General features: G+C 66.5%; 11 protein-coding genes. 2 read left to right on the top strand and 9 right to left on the bottom strand.

All coding sequences use genetic code 11. From position 1 onward, the window contains the following. The first annotated feature begins 14 nt into the window (after nt 1-14). Nucleotides 15-1,079, top strand: coding sequence for a hypothetical protein (locus BO221_RS19270; RefSeq protein ID WP_073561955.1), 1,065 nt, complete (start codon nt 15-17; stop codon nt 1,077-1,079). A gap of 35 nt (nt 1,080-1,114) precedes the next feature. Here the strand turns inward: BO221_RS19270 and BO221_RS19265 are convergent, their stop codons facing one another. The 9 genes from BO221_RS19265 to BO221_RS19225 are packed head-to-tail and all read right to left on the bottom strand — an operon-like array spanning nt 1,115 to nt 11,625. After that, a complete protein-coding gene (locus tag BO221_RS19265) occupies nt 1,115-2,062 on the bottom strand; it encodes a glycoside hydrolase family 43 protein (RefSeq protein ID WP_073561954.1) in 948 nt (315 codons plus the stop codon). 30 nt (nt 2,063-2,092) lie between these two features. Continuing rightward, a complete protein-coding gene (locus BO221_RS19260) occupies nt 2,093-3,976 on the bottom strand; it encodes a family 43 glycosylhydrolase (RefSeq protein WP_083681197.1) in 1,884 nt (627 codons plus the stop codon). Between the two features lie 16 nt (nt 3,977-3,992). Beyond that, entirely contained in the window at nt 3,993-5,174 is a 1,182-nt protein-coding gene (locus BO221_RS19255; RefSeq protein ID WP_073561953.1) for a family 43 glycosylhydrolase, read from the bottom strand. A 19-nt stretch (nt 5,175-5,193) separates the two neighbouring features. After that, the gene (locus tag BO221_RS19250; RefSeq protein ID WP_083681196.1) at nt 5,194-6,516 is read right to left on the bottom strand and encodes an extracellular solute-binding protein; all 1,323 of its coding nucleotides are present in this window, start codon (nt 6,514-6,516) and stop codon (nt 5,194-5,196) included. A gap of 7 nt (nt 6,517-6,523) precedes the next feature. Then, nucleotides 6,524-7,348 (bottom strand): carbohydrate ABC transporter permease, encoded by an 825-nt coding sequence (locus BO221_RS19245; protein ID WP_073561952.1) that lies wholly within the window; start codon nt 7,346-7,348, stop codon nt 6,524-6,526. Between the two features lie 4 nt (nt 7,349-7,352). After that, on the bottom strand, nt 7,353-8,267 hold the full coding sequence (locus tag BO221_RS19240) for a carbohydrate ABC transporter permease (RefSeq protein WP_073561951.1): 915 nt from the start codon (nt 8,265-8,267) through the stop codon (nt 7,353-7,355). After that, on the bottom strand, nt 8,264-9,349 hold the full coding sequence (locus BO221_RS19235; RefSeq protein ID WP_073561950.1) for an ABC transporter ATP-binding protein: 1,086 nt from the start codon (nt 9,347-9,349) through the stop codon (nt 8,264-8,266). The genes BO221_RS19240 and BO221_RS19235 overlap by 4 nt, the downstream gene beginning before the upstream one ends. Nucleotides 9,350-9,387: 38 nt before the next feature. Continuing rightward, nucleotides 9,388-10,536, bottom strand: a complete 1,149-nt coding sequence (locus tag BO221_RS19230) for a galactokinase (protein ID WP_073561949.1) — start codon at nt 10,534-10,536, stop codon at nt 9,388-9,390. A gap of 27 nt (nt 10,537-10,563) precedes the next feature. Beyond that, nucleotides 10,564-11,625 (bottom strand): aldose epimerase family protein, encoded by a 1,062-nt coding sequence (locus BO221_RS19225; protein ID WP_073561948.1) that lies wholly within the window; start codon nt 11,623-11,625, stop codon nt 10,564-10,566. Nucleotides 11,626-12,027: 402 nt separating this feature from the next. Between BO221_RS19225 and BO221_RS19220 the strand changes: the two genes are divergently transcribed. After that, nucleotides 12,028-14,733 carry a TonB-dependent receptor gene (locus tag BO221_RS19220; RefSeq protein WP_073561947.1) on the top strand — a complete coding sequence of 902 codons (2,706 nt, stop codon included), beginning with the start codon at nt 12,028-12,030 and terminating at the stop codon, nt 14,731-14,733. Nucleotides 14,734-14,780: the final 47 nt, after the last annotated feature.

Below are 14,780 nucleotides of genomic sequence, written 5' to 3'. Positions count from 1 at the left end.
TGGAAGGTGCGACCATGATCAAGCTTTTCCTCCTGTTTCTCATGGCCTGGCTTCGGGGTATTCCCGGCGCCGGTGGTCTCCTGCTTCTGGGGCTCTACTTGTTCTACATGCTCAGATACAGAGGCTACTACGGCCGATTGTCAGAGCCGGAGAAGGCGACGCTCAGACTCCAATCCGATGTCGGCAAACACGACATGCGCTCCCAATGGGACGTCATCCCATGGCCGGGGACTTCCAAGCACGTCATTCGTAAGTGGACCTGGGACCGGATCGCGCTGGATACGACGCTCAAGAAATCCGTGGAGACAACCCGCGCGTCGCTCTCGAATGCGCTCAAGAAACTCGATGCCTACTCCAAGCAGCATTCATCGTCAGGTCATCACCCGTACAGCGGGACGTTGGCGGTGTTCGATTCCTCCCAGATGCGCCATACCCCGACGGAGGCGCTCGATCTGGTGAGCAGTACCTTGGTGAAAAGCGGCAATGACTGGACCGATCAGGCAATCTGCATGCTGGGGGGCACCTTCGTCATCTGCGCTGAGTCGTATAAAAAAGACATCAAGAAGCACTTCGACGAGAACAAGAAGAAAGAGCCACGCATGGCATCCGGCACGGATGCCGAACTGTCTCGCTTCACGTGGAAGATCGGCCAGTTCGCCACGACCCTGAAGTTCCCGACCGGCCTCGCTGATTTTCTGCATAGCGTTCTTCGACGGCTCAATCCGTGGGATCGCCATGCCGTCGTCAAGTACCGGGATGAGGATTACTATGCGCCTACGACGATGTTTGGCGCCTCCGCGACCATCATGAAGGTGCTCAAACTCTGCGAAGCCATCGGGTTGAACGACGACGATAAGATGTTCGTCGGCTACAGCGTGGCCCTGCACTGGATCGACAAGTACCTGAACGACGATTCGTGGGTCCGAGGGGGAGTTCTGACCCCTGACCGCCACTCCCTGCTCGAGGCGTTGCAAGGCATGTACGCCTATATCCAGAACGACCCGACGGCAGCCGCCGACGCCCTGGTCAAGATGTATCAGGAGGCAGATGAGGCGCGCCTCGCGGACAAGAGAAGGTAGTTCCTGGTTCGTCCCGAGGAATCCCTCTTCATCGTTCAGGGGGCCTCGCGGGGAATCCGTGCCGGCGTGAAGGACGGCCCGAGCATCCGGGGGCCACCCTGTTCCCAGACAAGCGGATCAATGCACATCCGTCGAGCCGTCCGCGCCGGATCCCACGCGTGGTAGACGATGACATCCTGCCCGTCAGGGCCCTCGACCACGCAGTTGTGCCCGGGGCCGATCACCTTGTCCGGCACGGTGCGCAACAACCGCGGGGCGCCAGCCGGCTCGACCCAGGGCCCGAGCGGGTGCTCCGCCACGGCGTAGGCGACGCCGTACGAGGGCTCCAGCCAGGAGCCGCCGGAGTAGAAGCAGTAGTAGCGGCCCTCGTATTTGCGGACGAACGGGCCCTCCAGCGTGTGCCAGTCGTAGACCTGCCCGTACATGGTCCGCTGGCGCAGGAAGATCTGCCAGTCGTCACTGGGGCGCAGGATGGTGCGGCTCTGCCCACGCAGCCGGGTCATGTCCTCCAGCACGTCCACGGCGACCATGGTGCCGGCCCGGCCGCCCTCGAGCACGTCCCGGGCGTGGAAGAGGTACCAGGTTCCGTCATCGTCCCGGAACGGACTCGCGTCGATGGCGAAGCGCTCATTCGGGGTGAGGTTGATGCCCTGGTCGACGAACGGGCCGGTCGGTTTATCGGCGACCGCGACCCGCAGATGGTGGCCAACGTCTCCCACTCCCACGGAGTAGTACATCCACCACTTCCCGTGCGCCTCGGCGACTTCCGGCGCCCAGTAGTCGCTTCCGAGCTCCCGGGGTAGCAGCTCGAGGGCACCCCCCACGCTGCGCCAGGTGACGAGGTCCGGAGAGGTGAGCACCTCGAAGGCACGCCCGTCGATCACCTGGCCGGTGCCATAGGCGACATAGCCGTCAGCGACTCGCAGGACGAAGGGATCCGCGAAATAGGCGTCATGCACCGGATTGCAGTAGTGGATGGACATGACGCCATGACTACACCGTGAGGGCTTCGCTCACCACATGGAGTAGACGCGGACGTAGTCGAACCCGGCGGTGAACTTGCCTCCTCCCCCCATCGCCGCGAGGCCGATTCGCGGGTTGGTCAACGCGTGCGTCCAGGTGCCGCCACGAACCCAGTCCGTGCCGTTCTGGCTCGTGTACGCGGTGTACGCCACGGTGTCACCGCCAGCGGCACGGCGTGCCTCGCCCGTGAGGCGTTCGACCGCGATGCGCAGGTACGTCCAGTCCCTCGAAGAGGGACCGGCGACCGTGTTGCCATAGCGCGCATGGCCGGTTGGCACCGGTGCCCGCTCCTTCGCGAACTCCGTCTGACGCGTCTCCCCCATGGAGGTGACCGTCAGCTTGATGTAGTTGTCGTCGTCGCCGTAGAGCACCAGACCCGCCTGCGCCGAGTTGAAGCAGCAGCCCTCCGCCGGCACATCGATGCGCACCCGGGTTTCGACCACGTAGTCGCCCTTGGGCGCCGGGCGTGTCAGCAGGGAGGCGTTGTTGGTGTCGATGTGGAGGTCGGCCTTCTGGACCTCGAAGCGGAACGTCCCGTCCGCAATGCCATACGTGCTTGCGTCTGGCGGCCGCACCCAGGACCATGAGGCGCTCAGCGTGCTCCCATCGAGCTCGTCCGACGCCGCCGCCGTGCGCTTACCCAGGGTGTGGGGTGGCACCCGCTTCGTGCGGTACCGGGACTTGAACCCGTCTCGAGCCGCGGGCGACGGCATCTTGCCATCCGAAGCCCACAGGCCGCCGCGCACCGTTGGCCACCCGTCGACCCAGTCCAAGGGGTCCAACAGCGCGGGCCGTTTGGTGAAGCCTGTCGCCGATTCGAAGAACGGGTGGGACTGATCGACGGCGTGGTAGACGGTCCACCACTGGCCCGCCGCGTCCTGGAACACCGTGTTGTGCCCGGGGCCCATCCACCGGTTGCCATTCATGCTGATGACGGGTGTTCCGCCGGCCCGCGTGTCCAGCAGCGACTGGCCCTCGCGATCCACGAACGGACCGAACGGACTGGTGGACCGCCCGGCGAAGACGCTGTAGCCGGTCAGCGCGCCGTTGCAGCAATTCGTCGCGGACGCGAATAGATAATAGGCGCCGTCGTGGGAGACGACGTTCGCGCCTTCGTAGCGGTCGCCGATGGTGATCCGCTTCTCGTCGCCGCCAACGGTTGCCCCGTCCGCGGTCAACGTGACCGTCCTGGCGAAGATGCCTCCGGAGTAACTGCCGTAATACAAGACGCTGTCCGTGCCAACCGAGTCACCCAGGACGTCCGGATCGTAGGTCCACTGGAATGCGCAGGGATCCGGGTTGGAGGTGTCCTTGCGCGGGCCGATCACCGGCGCGTCGGAGAACTTCCACGGCCCCGTGGGTTTGTCGCTGGTCGCGACACCGATCGCGCTGTCGCTCGCACACGTCGTCGCGGTCGTGTCGGTGACAACGAAGAACAGGTAATACTTGTCGTGCGCTGCGGAGTAGACGACATCGGGTGCCCACAGCCCCGCGCTGCTGGCGGCATAGCCAGGCACCGACTGGAAGGCGTCGCCGACGTACTCCCAATTCACCAGGTCGAGAGACCGCAGCTGGGGGATCTTGTGGAACACCCACTTCCCCTGGGCGTCGCGGTCCTTGTCGTTCAGCGGATCCGTCGTGCAGTACATGTACCAGTACGGATCGTCCCGTTGCTGTCCACGCAGCACCGCGGGGTCGGCGCAGCTTTCGACGACGCCACCCTCCGGGATCCGAGGCTTCAACGGGTTGGTGTAGAAGCCGGGACTCTTCGAACTGGCGGCCAGCGCCGGTGGAGCAGCGAATGTGGCCAGCAGCCACAGCGCCGCGAGCGCGCGTGGCAGGGTGTCCGACCGGGTGAAGTGACGAGTGCCCATGCGAACTCCCTCATGTCTACGGCCTGGAGAAGCGTTCCTCCACGACGAATGGCTCACAGGGGCGGCCCTCTAGGTCACGGAAGGCGACATGGCGCTGGATGGCCCTGCGCTGGTCCCCGTCCTTGCCGTAGTCGGTGCCGTTGCGCCAGACGTGCAGGTACATCGCGTACAGGCCCTCTCCCATCCTCACGAACGAGGGGTGGCCCGGGCCGTTCCAGTGCCCGCCGAGCGCCGGGCTCTCGCTGTCGATCAAGAGCCGCTCGTCCGTCACCTCGTTGGCCAGCAGGTCAACCTTCGCGACGTACGTGCGGTACTCGGAGTTCCCGAAGAAACCGGCGCTGTAGAAGAGATAGGACTGGCCGTTCTCGTGCACGATGAACTGGCCTTCGACCAGGCCGTCATGGTGCAGGCCATTGGTGAACAGGACCTTCGCCGGGCCCAGGAGCGTGATGCGCCCACCGGCCTCTTGCTTGAACTCGTGCGACAGGATGGGCGTGGGCGCCTTGCGGTGCTCCTGCGTCACCAGGTCCTTCCACTGCAACCCGTTCCCGTCCACCTTGGTGAGCAGGAACGTCCGCTCCTTGCCCTCCGCATCGACGGTCGCGGCCACGTGGCCGTCAATCATTCCGATGACGGGGTTCTCGCCCGCGGGCCCTCCCGGGTAGTCGGGAGCCAGCTCCTTCACGCGGACGTTGATGTCGAGGAAGCCATGGTCCGCCCACTCGCCATCGATGGCGGTGGCGGTGGCGTAGGCCGAGCGCAGGATGCCAGCGCGATCCCTCGCGGTGTAGTGCAGCGTGAGCAGACCGTTGCGCACGTCGATCTCGGGAGCCCATCGCGCCACGACGAGGTCCCTGGGCAGGCCGGGCGAGAGTGGATCCAACTCGCCAGCGTTCCACCATGCGGGCAGCTTGCCCTCGGGGAAGATGGCGCGATGCTGGCCATCCACGATGTGTGGCACCCAGGTGCCACCCACGAAGCGGTACAGCCGGAAGGCGAACGGCTGGTCATTGGTGGTCGCGACCAGCCAGAGGCCCGCGGTGCGCGCGCCACCGGGGCTCCGCGCATCCAGCCGCAGCACGAAGGGATCGGGCAGGGTCTCGTGGACGAGCGGCTCGGGAACCGGCTGCGGGTTCGCGATGATGTCCTGGAGTGTGCGCGACTCGTCCGAGGGAAGGTCGAAGGAGGGGGTGTTCATAGGGGAGGGGACGTCCGTTCTACCGGAAGCGGGAGCGGCGCAGGATGGCCGAGATCGCGCGCTGGGCAGCCGTCAGGGCCGTGTCCGGGTCCTTGTGGACGAGCCAGGTCGAGTTCAGCTCGTTGACCATCACGTCCATGATGCCGCGCTGGAATTCGATGGGCGGTAGCGCCGTGGCGATGATGGCGGTGCGGGTGTACTCGCCGCGGTGCGGAAGGGCCCGCATCTCCGCGCTCGCGAGCACCGAGGCGCGCACCGGCAGGTGTCCGGTCCGGGCCCATTGCAGATTGTTGTCGTAGAGGAACTTCAGGAAGGTGAGCACGGCCTTCTGCTTCGCCGCATCCGGCTTCGGCTGCTTCGGCACCACCCACGTGTGGCTGTCGGACCAGACGGCATCCTTTCCATGGAGCGTGGGCATGTCGCGCACGGCGTAGTTCTTGAGGGCGACGTTCGGCTCCTTCGCCTGCGCCGCGTAGGTATCCACGCCCCAGGTGCCGTTCACGAGCACCGCCGCCTCGCCGCCGAGGAAGGCCTGCTGCGCTCCGGCATAGTCGTGCCTGGGATTGGCGTGGCCGGCCGCGTAGAGCGTGTCGAGCAGGCGCAACGACTCCTTGCTCTCCTTCGATCCCAGCTGCGCCTGCCTCTCGGTGTCGACGAGGTCGCCGCCCTGCTGCCAGATCCAGGTGAGGTACTGCCAGGTGGGCATCGGATCGGCCCCGGAGGGAATGGCGAAGTACGGCTTGCCCGTCTTCGCCTTCATGAGCTCGGCGTGCCGCATCAACTCGGCCGGACTGGTGGGCATCTTCGGCTGGCCCTTGTCGTCGACGAGCCCCGCTTTGATGAACAGGTCGGCGTTGACGTGCCACAGGAGCGCGTGCACGTCGAAAGGCAGAGCCCAGAGCTCACCCCTGGCGCTCACGGCTTCGCGAGCCACCGGCACGAAGTCGGCGGTGTCGATGCCCACCGCGGCGAAGTCCTTGCCGAGCGGCTGGAGGAGATTGCGCAACTGGTAGTTCGGCAGGACGCTGCGGTGCATGACGGCGATGTCTGGCGGGGTGCGGGCCGCGACGTTGGCGCTCAGCCGGTCGTAGTAGACGCCCCATTCCACCGACTGCGTCTTGACGATGATTCCGTCCTTGTTCTCCGCGTTGAACTTGTTGGTCAGCACCTGGATGATGCCGCATTCACCGACGGCCTTCGCCAGGTCGGTGACGTTGGCGTACTCGTCGCTGCAGCCGCCGAAGAAGCGGAACAGCGTGATCTCCGTGGCGGCCAGCGCGGGGGTGGAGCCGAGGACCACGGCCAGCAGCAGCGAGGCCGGAAGCAGTGTCTTCATCTTCATGGGGAGCCTACTTACCGCCGGTCATGGCAACGCCTTGCACGATGTAGCGTTGGAACACGACGTAGAGAACGAGCATCGGGGCGCTGGCGAACACGGCCGAGGCCATCAGGAAGCCGAGCCCCTCGGACATGGCGAAGTTGCCCTGCAACGAACCGAGGCCGACGCTGAGGGTATACATCTCCGGCTGGGTCGCCGTGATGACCGGCCAGAGGAAGTCGTTCCATGCGAACAGGAAGGTGAAGATGCCGAGCGTCGTCAGCGCCGGGCGGGACAGCGGCAGCATCACCGACCAGAAAATCCTCAGCCGGCCCGCGTTGTCGAGCTCCGCGGCCTCCTCCAGTTCGCGCGGGATGGCCTTGAAGAACTGCGTCATCAGGAACACGCCCATCGGCGTCGCCAGGCGGGGGGCGATGAGGGAGAAGTAGGTGTTGTGCATTTCCCAGCGGGCGAACAGGGCATGCAGCGGCACGATGATGGCTTGCTCCGGCACCATCAGCCCGGCCAGCACCAGCAGGAAGACGGCGCGGCGGCCGGGAAAGTCGATCCGGGCGAAGGCGTAGCCGGCGAGCGACGACAGCAGCAGGACCAACGCCGTCATGCTGAGGGCGACGATCACGCTGTTGAGCAGCCAGCGTGGCGTCAGCGACACCCGCAGCAGGGTGGCGAAATTCTCCAGGGTATGCGGCCACGGAATGATTCCGCGGGTGGAGCTCACCAACATGGAGTTGGGCTTGAGCGACAGGGCCAGCACCCACAGCATCGGCATCATCCACACGAACGCGGCGCCGATCATCAGGGCGAGGAGGAGACGGTCACCAAAGGTCCGGGTCATGGCTTCACTTCTCCTCCTGCCGCGACAGCCGGAGCTGCAGCAACGCCACGCAGAACATCAAGGCGAACAGCACCATCGAGACCGAGGAGGCATAGCCGGCACGCCAGTCCCGGAAGCTGGTCTCGTAGATGAGCTGCACCAGGGGCCGGGTGGAGTTGGACGGACCGCCGCGCGTCATCAACAGCGGCTGGCCGAACACCTGGAGATGCATGATGGTCTGCAGAACCACCACGAGCAGCGTCGTGCGCGCCAGCGCCGGCAGGGTGATGTGCCGCAGCACCGCCCATCGCGAGGCGTTGTCGAGCCGGGCGGCCTCGTAGACCTCGGGGGGAATCTGCTGCAGCCCGGCGAGAAAGAGCGCCATCGGGAAGCCAGCACCCCACCACAAGGTCGTCACCACCAGTGCCGGCATGGCCCAGGTCTGGTCCGCCAGGAAGGCGATCGGCTCCAGCCCCACGGCGCGCATCCCGTTGGCGATCAGGCCACGGTCGGGGTTGAGCACCATGGACCACACCAGCGTGACGACCGTGACCGAGAAGATGCTCGAGGCGAAGAAGATCGCCCGCAGCGCGCCATGGAGCCGCAGCGGCCCATTGAGGGCCAGGGCCAGGGCCAGGCCGAGCACCGTGGCCGCCGGTGCTGTCATGGCGGCGAACTGCAGGGTGCGTTGGAACGCCTCCCAGAAATACGGGTCGTCCCACAGTTCCTGGTAGTTCAGCCAGCCGATGTACTGGCGATAGTCCCCGACGATCTCCCAGTCGTGCAGGCTCATCCACACGCCGAGGCAGAAGGGGTAGATCAGGAAGACGGCGTAGAACGCGAGGAATGGCGCCAGGAAGCCATAGCCGGCGATGGTGTCGCGGTACCGTGTCAGCCAGCCGCGCCGCACGGCGGGCGCCTGCTCGAGGGCCACGTTCATGGCGCGCCCCTGAGTGCCACCCCATCCGCGCCGAAGAGCCGGCCGGTGCCGGGTTCGAGCGTCAGGGTCACGGTGTCACCGAGCCGGACCGTGCTGTCGCCCGTGTCGGTGGCGATGAGCGTGGCGCCATCGGCTCCCGTGACATGCAGCAGGGTCTCTCGGCCCAGCCGCTCGATCGCCTTCGCCTGACCGCGGAAGATGCCCTCGCCAGGGGTTGGCCGAACGTGCTCGGGCCGGACGCCGAAGGTGACCGGCGCCCCCACGGTCAGCGCGCGGCCATCCACCGCGAGCTCCGCCTTCCCTCCTGGCAGGGCGACCTCCACCCGGTTGGGGCTGGCGGCGACCACCCGGGTCTCGAGCAGATTCATCTTGGGGGCACCGATGAAGCCGGCCACGAAGGTGTTCGCGGGGTTCCGGTAGACCTCCAGCGGCGAGCCCACCTGTTCGATCCGTCCCTCGCGGAAGACGACGATGCGGTCGGCCATGGTCATCGCCTCGACCTGATCGTGCGTGACATAGATGGAGGTGGCTTCGAGCCGCTGGTGCAGTTGCACCAATTCCACTCGCATCTGCACCCGCAGTGCCGCGTCCAGGTTGGAGAGCGGCTCATCGAACAAGAAGACGTCCGGCCGGCGGACGATGGCCCGGCCGATGGCGATGCGCTGGCGCTGGCCGCCGGACATCTCCGCCGGGCGGCGCTTCAGCAGGTGCTCGATCTGCAGCGTCTTCGCGGCGGCGTTCACGCGCTCGGTGATCTCGGCACCCGGCGTGCCAATGTTGCGCAGACCGAAGGCCATGTTCTCCGCCGCCGTCATATGCGGGTAGAGGGCGTAGTTCTGGAAGACCATGGAGACCCCACGGTCGCCGGGCGGCGTGTCATTGACCAGTCGCCCGCCGATGAGGATCTCTCCGTCAGTGATTCGCTCCAGCCCGGCAACCATGCGCAGCAGGGTGGACTTGCCGCACCCCGAGGGGCCGACGAAGACGATGAACTCCCGGTGCTTCAGCTCGAGCGAGACACCGTGGATCACCGACTGGGAGCCATATCGCTTCTGCACATCCCGCAGCAGTACATCAGCCATCGTTCATATTCCTGGGGGCGTCGGCCGCCCCGGCTCCGTCACCGGCTGGTTTCCAGCACGCTCGCCCCATCCGCGGCGTGGCACACGTAGATGTGCGGCGTCTTCCGAGTGGCCTGCGTGTACTTCTCGCGGATGTTCTGGACGAACGCATGGGTCTGCTCGGGCGTGACCAGGGCCACCGCGCAACCACCGAAGCCTGCTCCCGTCATGCGGGCTCCGAAACAACCCGGCTGCGCTCGCGCCAGCGACACGATGGCGTTGAGCGCGTCATTGGTCACCTCGAAGTCGTCGCGCAGGCTGTCGTGGCTGGCGTCCATCAGCTTGCCCAGCCGCGTGAGGTCTCCGGCTCGCATGGCCTCGGCGGCCTGAAGGGTGCGCTCGTTCTCGGTGATCACGTGCCGCGCGCGGCGGCGGACCAGCGGGTCGAGCTCGTTCTGGCGCGCCGACAAGGTCCGCGAGTCCACGTCGCGGAGCGCCTTCACGCCGAAGAACCGCGCGGCCTGCTCGCACTGACTCCGGCGCTCGTTGTAGGCGGAGTCCACCAGCCCCCGGCGGGTCCCCGTATCGAGCACGACCACCACGGCGCCCTCGGGGACGGGTACGGGCTGGAGCTCCAGGCTGCGGCAGTCGATGAGCAGCGCGTGGTTCTCGCGGCCCCCCGCGACGATCATCTGGTCCATGATCCCCGAGTTGACGCCAATCCACTTGTTCTCGACCCGCTGGCCGAGCAGCGCCATCTCGGAGGGCTTCCACTGCAGCCCGCTCACGGTGGCGAAGGCGCGCTCCATGGCCATCTCCACGGCGGCGGAGGACGAAAGGCCCGCGCCACGCGGCACGTTCCCCATCATCACCGCCTCCAGGCCCCGCAGCGTGTGACCGGCTTCCTGCAGCGCCCAGGCAACGCCCTTCACGTACTCCGACCAGTCCGTGCCGGTGTGGGAGATCTGCCCGAGCTCGAAGGAGAGGGACGCCTTGTAATCGAGCGAGTGGACGACGACGCGGCGGTCATCGCGCGGGCGCAGAGCGATCCACACCTCGCGATCGATGGCGATGGGGAGCACGAAACCGTCGTTGTAGTCGGTGTGCTCACCGATGAGATTGACCCGGCCCGGAGCCCGTACGATCGCGGCGGGGGCCGCGCCGAAGCGTTCGTGGAAGTCCTGCTCGACCTGTTCGAGTAGCGTCATCGTTTCTCCAGAAGCGGGCGCCTGGGTTCACCGGCCCGAGACAGAAAACCTGTAGACGGAGCGCGAGCGATAGTGCTCGCCCGGGCGCAGAATCGTCGAGGGGAAGTCCGGCTGGTTCGGCGAGTCCGGCAGGTGCTGCGTCTCCATCGCGAAGCCGAAGCGGTGGTGGTAGACCGCGCCCTTCTTCCCCTTCAGCGTGCCGTCGAGGAAGTTGCCCGAGTAGAACTGCATGCCCGGCTCGGTGGTGTGGATCTCCATCACGCGGCCGGTGGTGGGCTCCAGGACGTGCGCGGCCAGCGACAGCTCGCCGGCCCTTTCCTTGTTGAGCACCAGGCTGTGGTCATAGCCCTGCCCATTGCGGAGCTGTTCGTCGTCCTGGCGGATGCGCGCGCCGATGGGTGTGGGCCGCCTGAAGTCGAACGGCGTGCCCGTCACGTCGCGCAGCCCGCCGAGCGGGATGGATGCCGGATCGATCGGGACGAAGCGGTCCGCGTTGATCGTGACGACATGACCCAGGATGTCGCCCTTCCCGTCGCCGGCCAGGTTGAAATAGCTGTGCTGCGTGAGGTTGACCGGCGTCGCCTTGTCGGTGGTGGCGTGGTAGTCGAAGACGAGCGCGTCATCGTCCGTCAGCGTATAGGTGACCTTCGCGCTCAGGGTCCCCGGGTAGCCCTCCTCTCCGTCGGGGCTCACGTAGGTGAGAACGAGGCCCATGCCCTGCTCGTTCTCGAAGGGCTCCGCGGTCCACACCACCTTGTCGAAGCCCTTGAGCCCGCCGTGCAGGTGGTTCACGCCGTTGTTCGTCGCCAGGATGTATTGCTGGCCATCGAGCGTGAACCGGCCCCGGGCGATGCGGTTGCCATAGCGGCCGATCAGTGCGCCGAAGTACGGGGTTTCCCTCAGGTAGTCCGCCAATGCGTCGTAGCCCAGCACCACGTCGTCGAAGCGGCCGTCCCGGTCTGGCACCCGCAGGCTGAGGATGATTCCGCCGTAATTGGTGACTCGCGCCTCGATTCCCCTCTTGTTGGTGAGGGTGTAGACCTCGACGGGCTGTCCTCCTGGGGCCGTACCGAAGGGGGTCCGTTCCACGACGTCTCCTGGCATGAAGAGGGATGCGCGCGGCCTGTCTCGTGGGGGGCCGAGCGGACCGCGGACCGTATAGCACGCAGGGCATGCCGCGAGAGGTGTTCTGCTGGCCAGGGGTGGTGGTTGTTGGTGTCGCCTTCACTGACTGCGAAGCGGATGAGCGTGGCTTTGGATGTGAATCTTGACGCACCACGCTAGAGCCGCGAACCACGGATTCACGGAAACCGCGCCTTGACACCCTTCATGGGCATGAGTGAGATGCGCGGCCCCACGAACACGTATGAAACCGGAGGACCTCGCCTGGCAACTCCAGCCAGGCGGAGGAGTCGACGGATTTGTGCGCGCCGTTGAAGAGGGCATTTGATGCGTTTCAAGATATTTGTTCTTTGTTCGACATCCCTCACGATGCTGACGGCCGATGCGCTTGCGCAGGCCGCGCAAACCGCGCCCAACACCCCTGGAGCCGCACCGGCGCCGCAAGCGGCCGGCGCGAGCACCCCGCCGCAAACGGATGACCCCGCGACGGCTGAGAGCACGGGGACCGACGAAGAGTATGTCGAGGAGATTGTCGTCGTCGGCCTGCAACGCAGCATGCAGAAGGCGCAGACCATCAAGCGCGACTCCGACCAGATCGTCGATAGCGTCGTGGCGCAGGACATTGGCAAGCTGCCGGATGTCACGGTCTCCGAGACGGCGGCCCGCATTCCAGGTGTCCAGGTCGCCCGGGAACGCGGCGAAGCGGCCGGCCAGGTGCTGGTGCGCGGTCTGCCCGACGTCACCACGACCTATAACGGCCGGGAGATCTTCACCGCCGAAACGCGCAGCGTCGCACTCGCCGACTTTCCCTCGGGTGGCATCGCGGCGCTCGAGGTCTTCAAGACCACGACCGCCGATCAGATCGAAGGCGGTCTCGCCGGTCTCATCGACGTGCGCTCCCGCCGGCCGCTCGACTTCGAAGGCTTCGAGCTCTCGGGCTCCCTGCGGGGCACCTACGCCAATCAGTCCGGCGCGTTCGACCCGAACGGCAACCTTCTGATCACCAACCGCTGGCGCACCGGCGCGGGTGACATCGGCGCGCTGCTCAACGTCTCCTATACCCGCCTCAACTATCTGGACTCCGCGCGCTGGAACACCGGGTTCATCAGCCCCAACGGGCGGGACGCGGAGACGGGCCAGCAGTTCCGCTTCCCCGACGTGGTCGGCATCTTCTATGGCGCCGGCCAGCGCGAACGCCCGTCCGTGAACGGCTCGGTGCAGTGGCGGCCGCAACCCGGGCTCGAGTTCTACGCCGATGGACTCTGGCAGGGGTACCGCGACAGCGTCTCGGACCGCCAACTGGAGATGCGGTTGTGGGGCGGCGGGGCCCGGTACACCAACGTGATGCTGCGGCCGGGCACCACGGACCAGGCCCAGAGCCTCACCGTGGAGAACGCCGCCCAGCCCTTCATGTTCCAGGGCGCGACCTACCGCCAGACCGACACCGCTCAGTTCGCCGTCGGCGGCTCCTATGAAACGGGCCCCGTGCGGCTCACGGCCGATCTGGCGAGGACGGCCAGTCAGTTCGACCTGTCGCTCTACAGCTTCGACCAGCAGCTGGCCGCCGCCCCCACGTTCGACGTCAATTTCGACGTGCCGCGGGGCCCCGGTGGCATGGAGTTCTCCCTCCGCGACTACGACCTGACCAATCCCGCCAACTTCCAGTACGTCGGCCTCTTCGACAGGTCCTACATCGCGGGGGGCGATGACTGGCAGGCCCGGACGGACCTCGACGTGAGCACAGGCCTCTCCTTCCTCCCCAAGCTGGAGGCCGGCCTCCGCTTCACCACGCGCGACGCCTACCAGGAGAATGGTCAGCGCTATAGCAATGCGCACGCCGGGATGCCGCTCACCGACATTCCGGTGGATCTGCATGTGTTCCGCGGCGGCTTCCGCGGCAGCGACATCCAGCGGACGCGGACCTGGATCGTGCCGCCGTACGACAGCATCCGGAGCAACGTGGATCAGCTCCGCGCCCTCGAGGGTTTCACTCCGGGCGCGCCCGAGCGGCTGCGCGTCTTCGACGCCAACGAGCAGAGCTTCGCCGGGTACGGGCAGGCGCGCTACGAGTTCAACGTGGGCAGCGTGCGGGTGGACGGCGTGCTCGGCCTCCGCGCCGTGCGCACCAACACCACCGTCAACTCCTATCCCACCGAAACCACCATCGAGACGGCCAGCGGCAGCTACACCGACCTGCTCCCGAATGTCAGCGCGAGGATCCGGCTTCTCCGCGACCTCCAGCTGAGGCTCTCCGCCAACCAGACCCGGACGCGGCCGGGCTTCGATCAGCTGCGCCCGATCGTCCTCAACTCGCCTCCCGCCTGTCTGTCCGAGCCCAGCCCGCCCCCGAGCTGTCAGATCACCGGCGGCGGCGGCAACCCCGACCTCGAGCCGGTCCGGTCGAACAACTACGACGCCTCGCTCGAGTACTACTTCCTGCAGACAGGCATGGCGTCCCTCGCCGTGTTCCGCCGCGACTTCAACGGCTTCATCACCAACCTCGACGTGACCCGGGATGACCCGACCTATGGGCCCGGCCGCGTCCGCGTGAACATCCCGGTGAACGCCGGCGAGGGCCGCATCCAGGGCTTCGAAGCCACGCTGGGGAGCTTCTTCGATTTCCTCCCCGGCTGGCTCGGCGGCTTCGGCGCCTACGGCAACGTCACCTATCTGAACGACGAGCAGGCCTTCCCCGCGGGCTACCAGCTCGCGCTGGGCGAGACCGGCCGGATCCCCGGCGTGTCCAATTGGTCCTACAACCTCGTCGCGATGTACGAGCGCGAGAAGCTCTCCGCCCGTCTGGCCTACAACTATCGCTCCCGGTGGATCACCTCCTACGTCCAGAACCCGGACGGGGACGGGTTCACGGGCGAGTACGTGGACGGCGTGTCGCGTCTCGATTTCTCGGCGAGCTACGCGCCCTGGGAGAAGGTCAGCTTCACCTTCGACGCGTCGAACATCCTCGGCAATCCCTTCCGGAGCTTCCGGCAGTTCACGCCCGAGGGCGACACCTACCCCCGCGACGTGCGCTACGAGGAGAGCGTCTACTCGCTGGGCATCCGCGTCCGCATCTGACGCATGAAGCATGGCGAGGCTGGGAATCGCTCCAGCCTCGCCGTCCC

Source organism: Archangium sp. Cb G35, from assembly GCF_001896145.1.
In the GTDB taxonomy this organism is placed as follows: domain Bacteria; phylum Myxococcota; class Myxococcia; order Myxococcales; family Myxococcaceae; genus Archangium; species Archangium violaceum.
The sequence above is the reverse complement of the archived record's forward strand: the minus strand, read 5'-3'. Positions and strand labels throughout refer to the sequence as shown.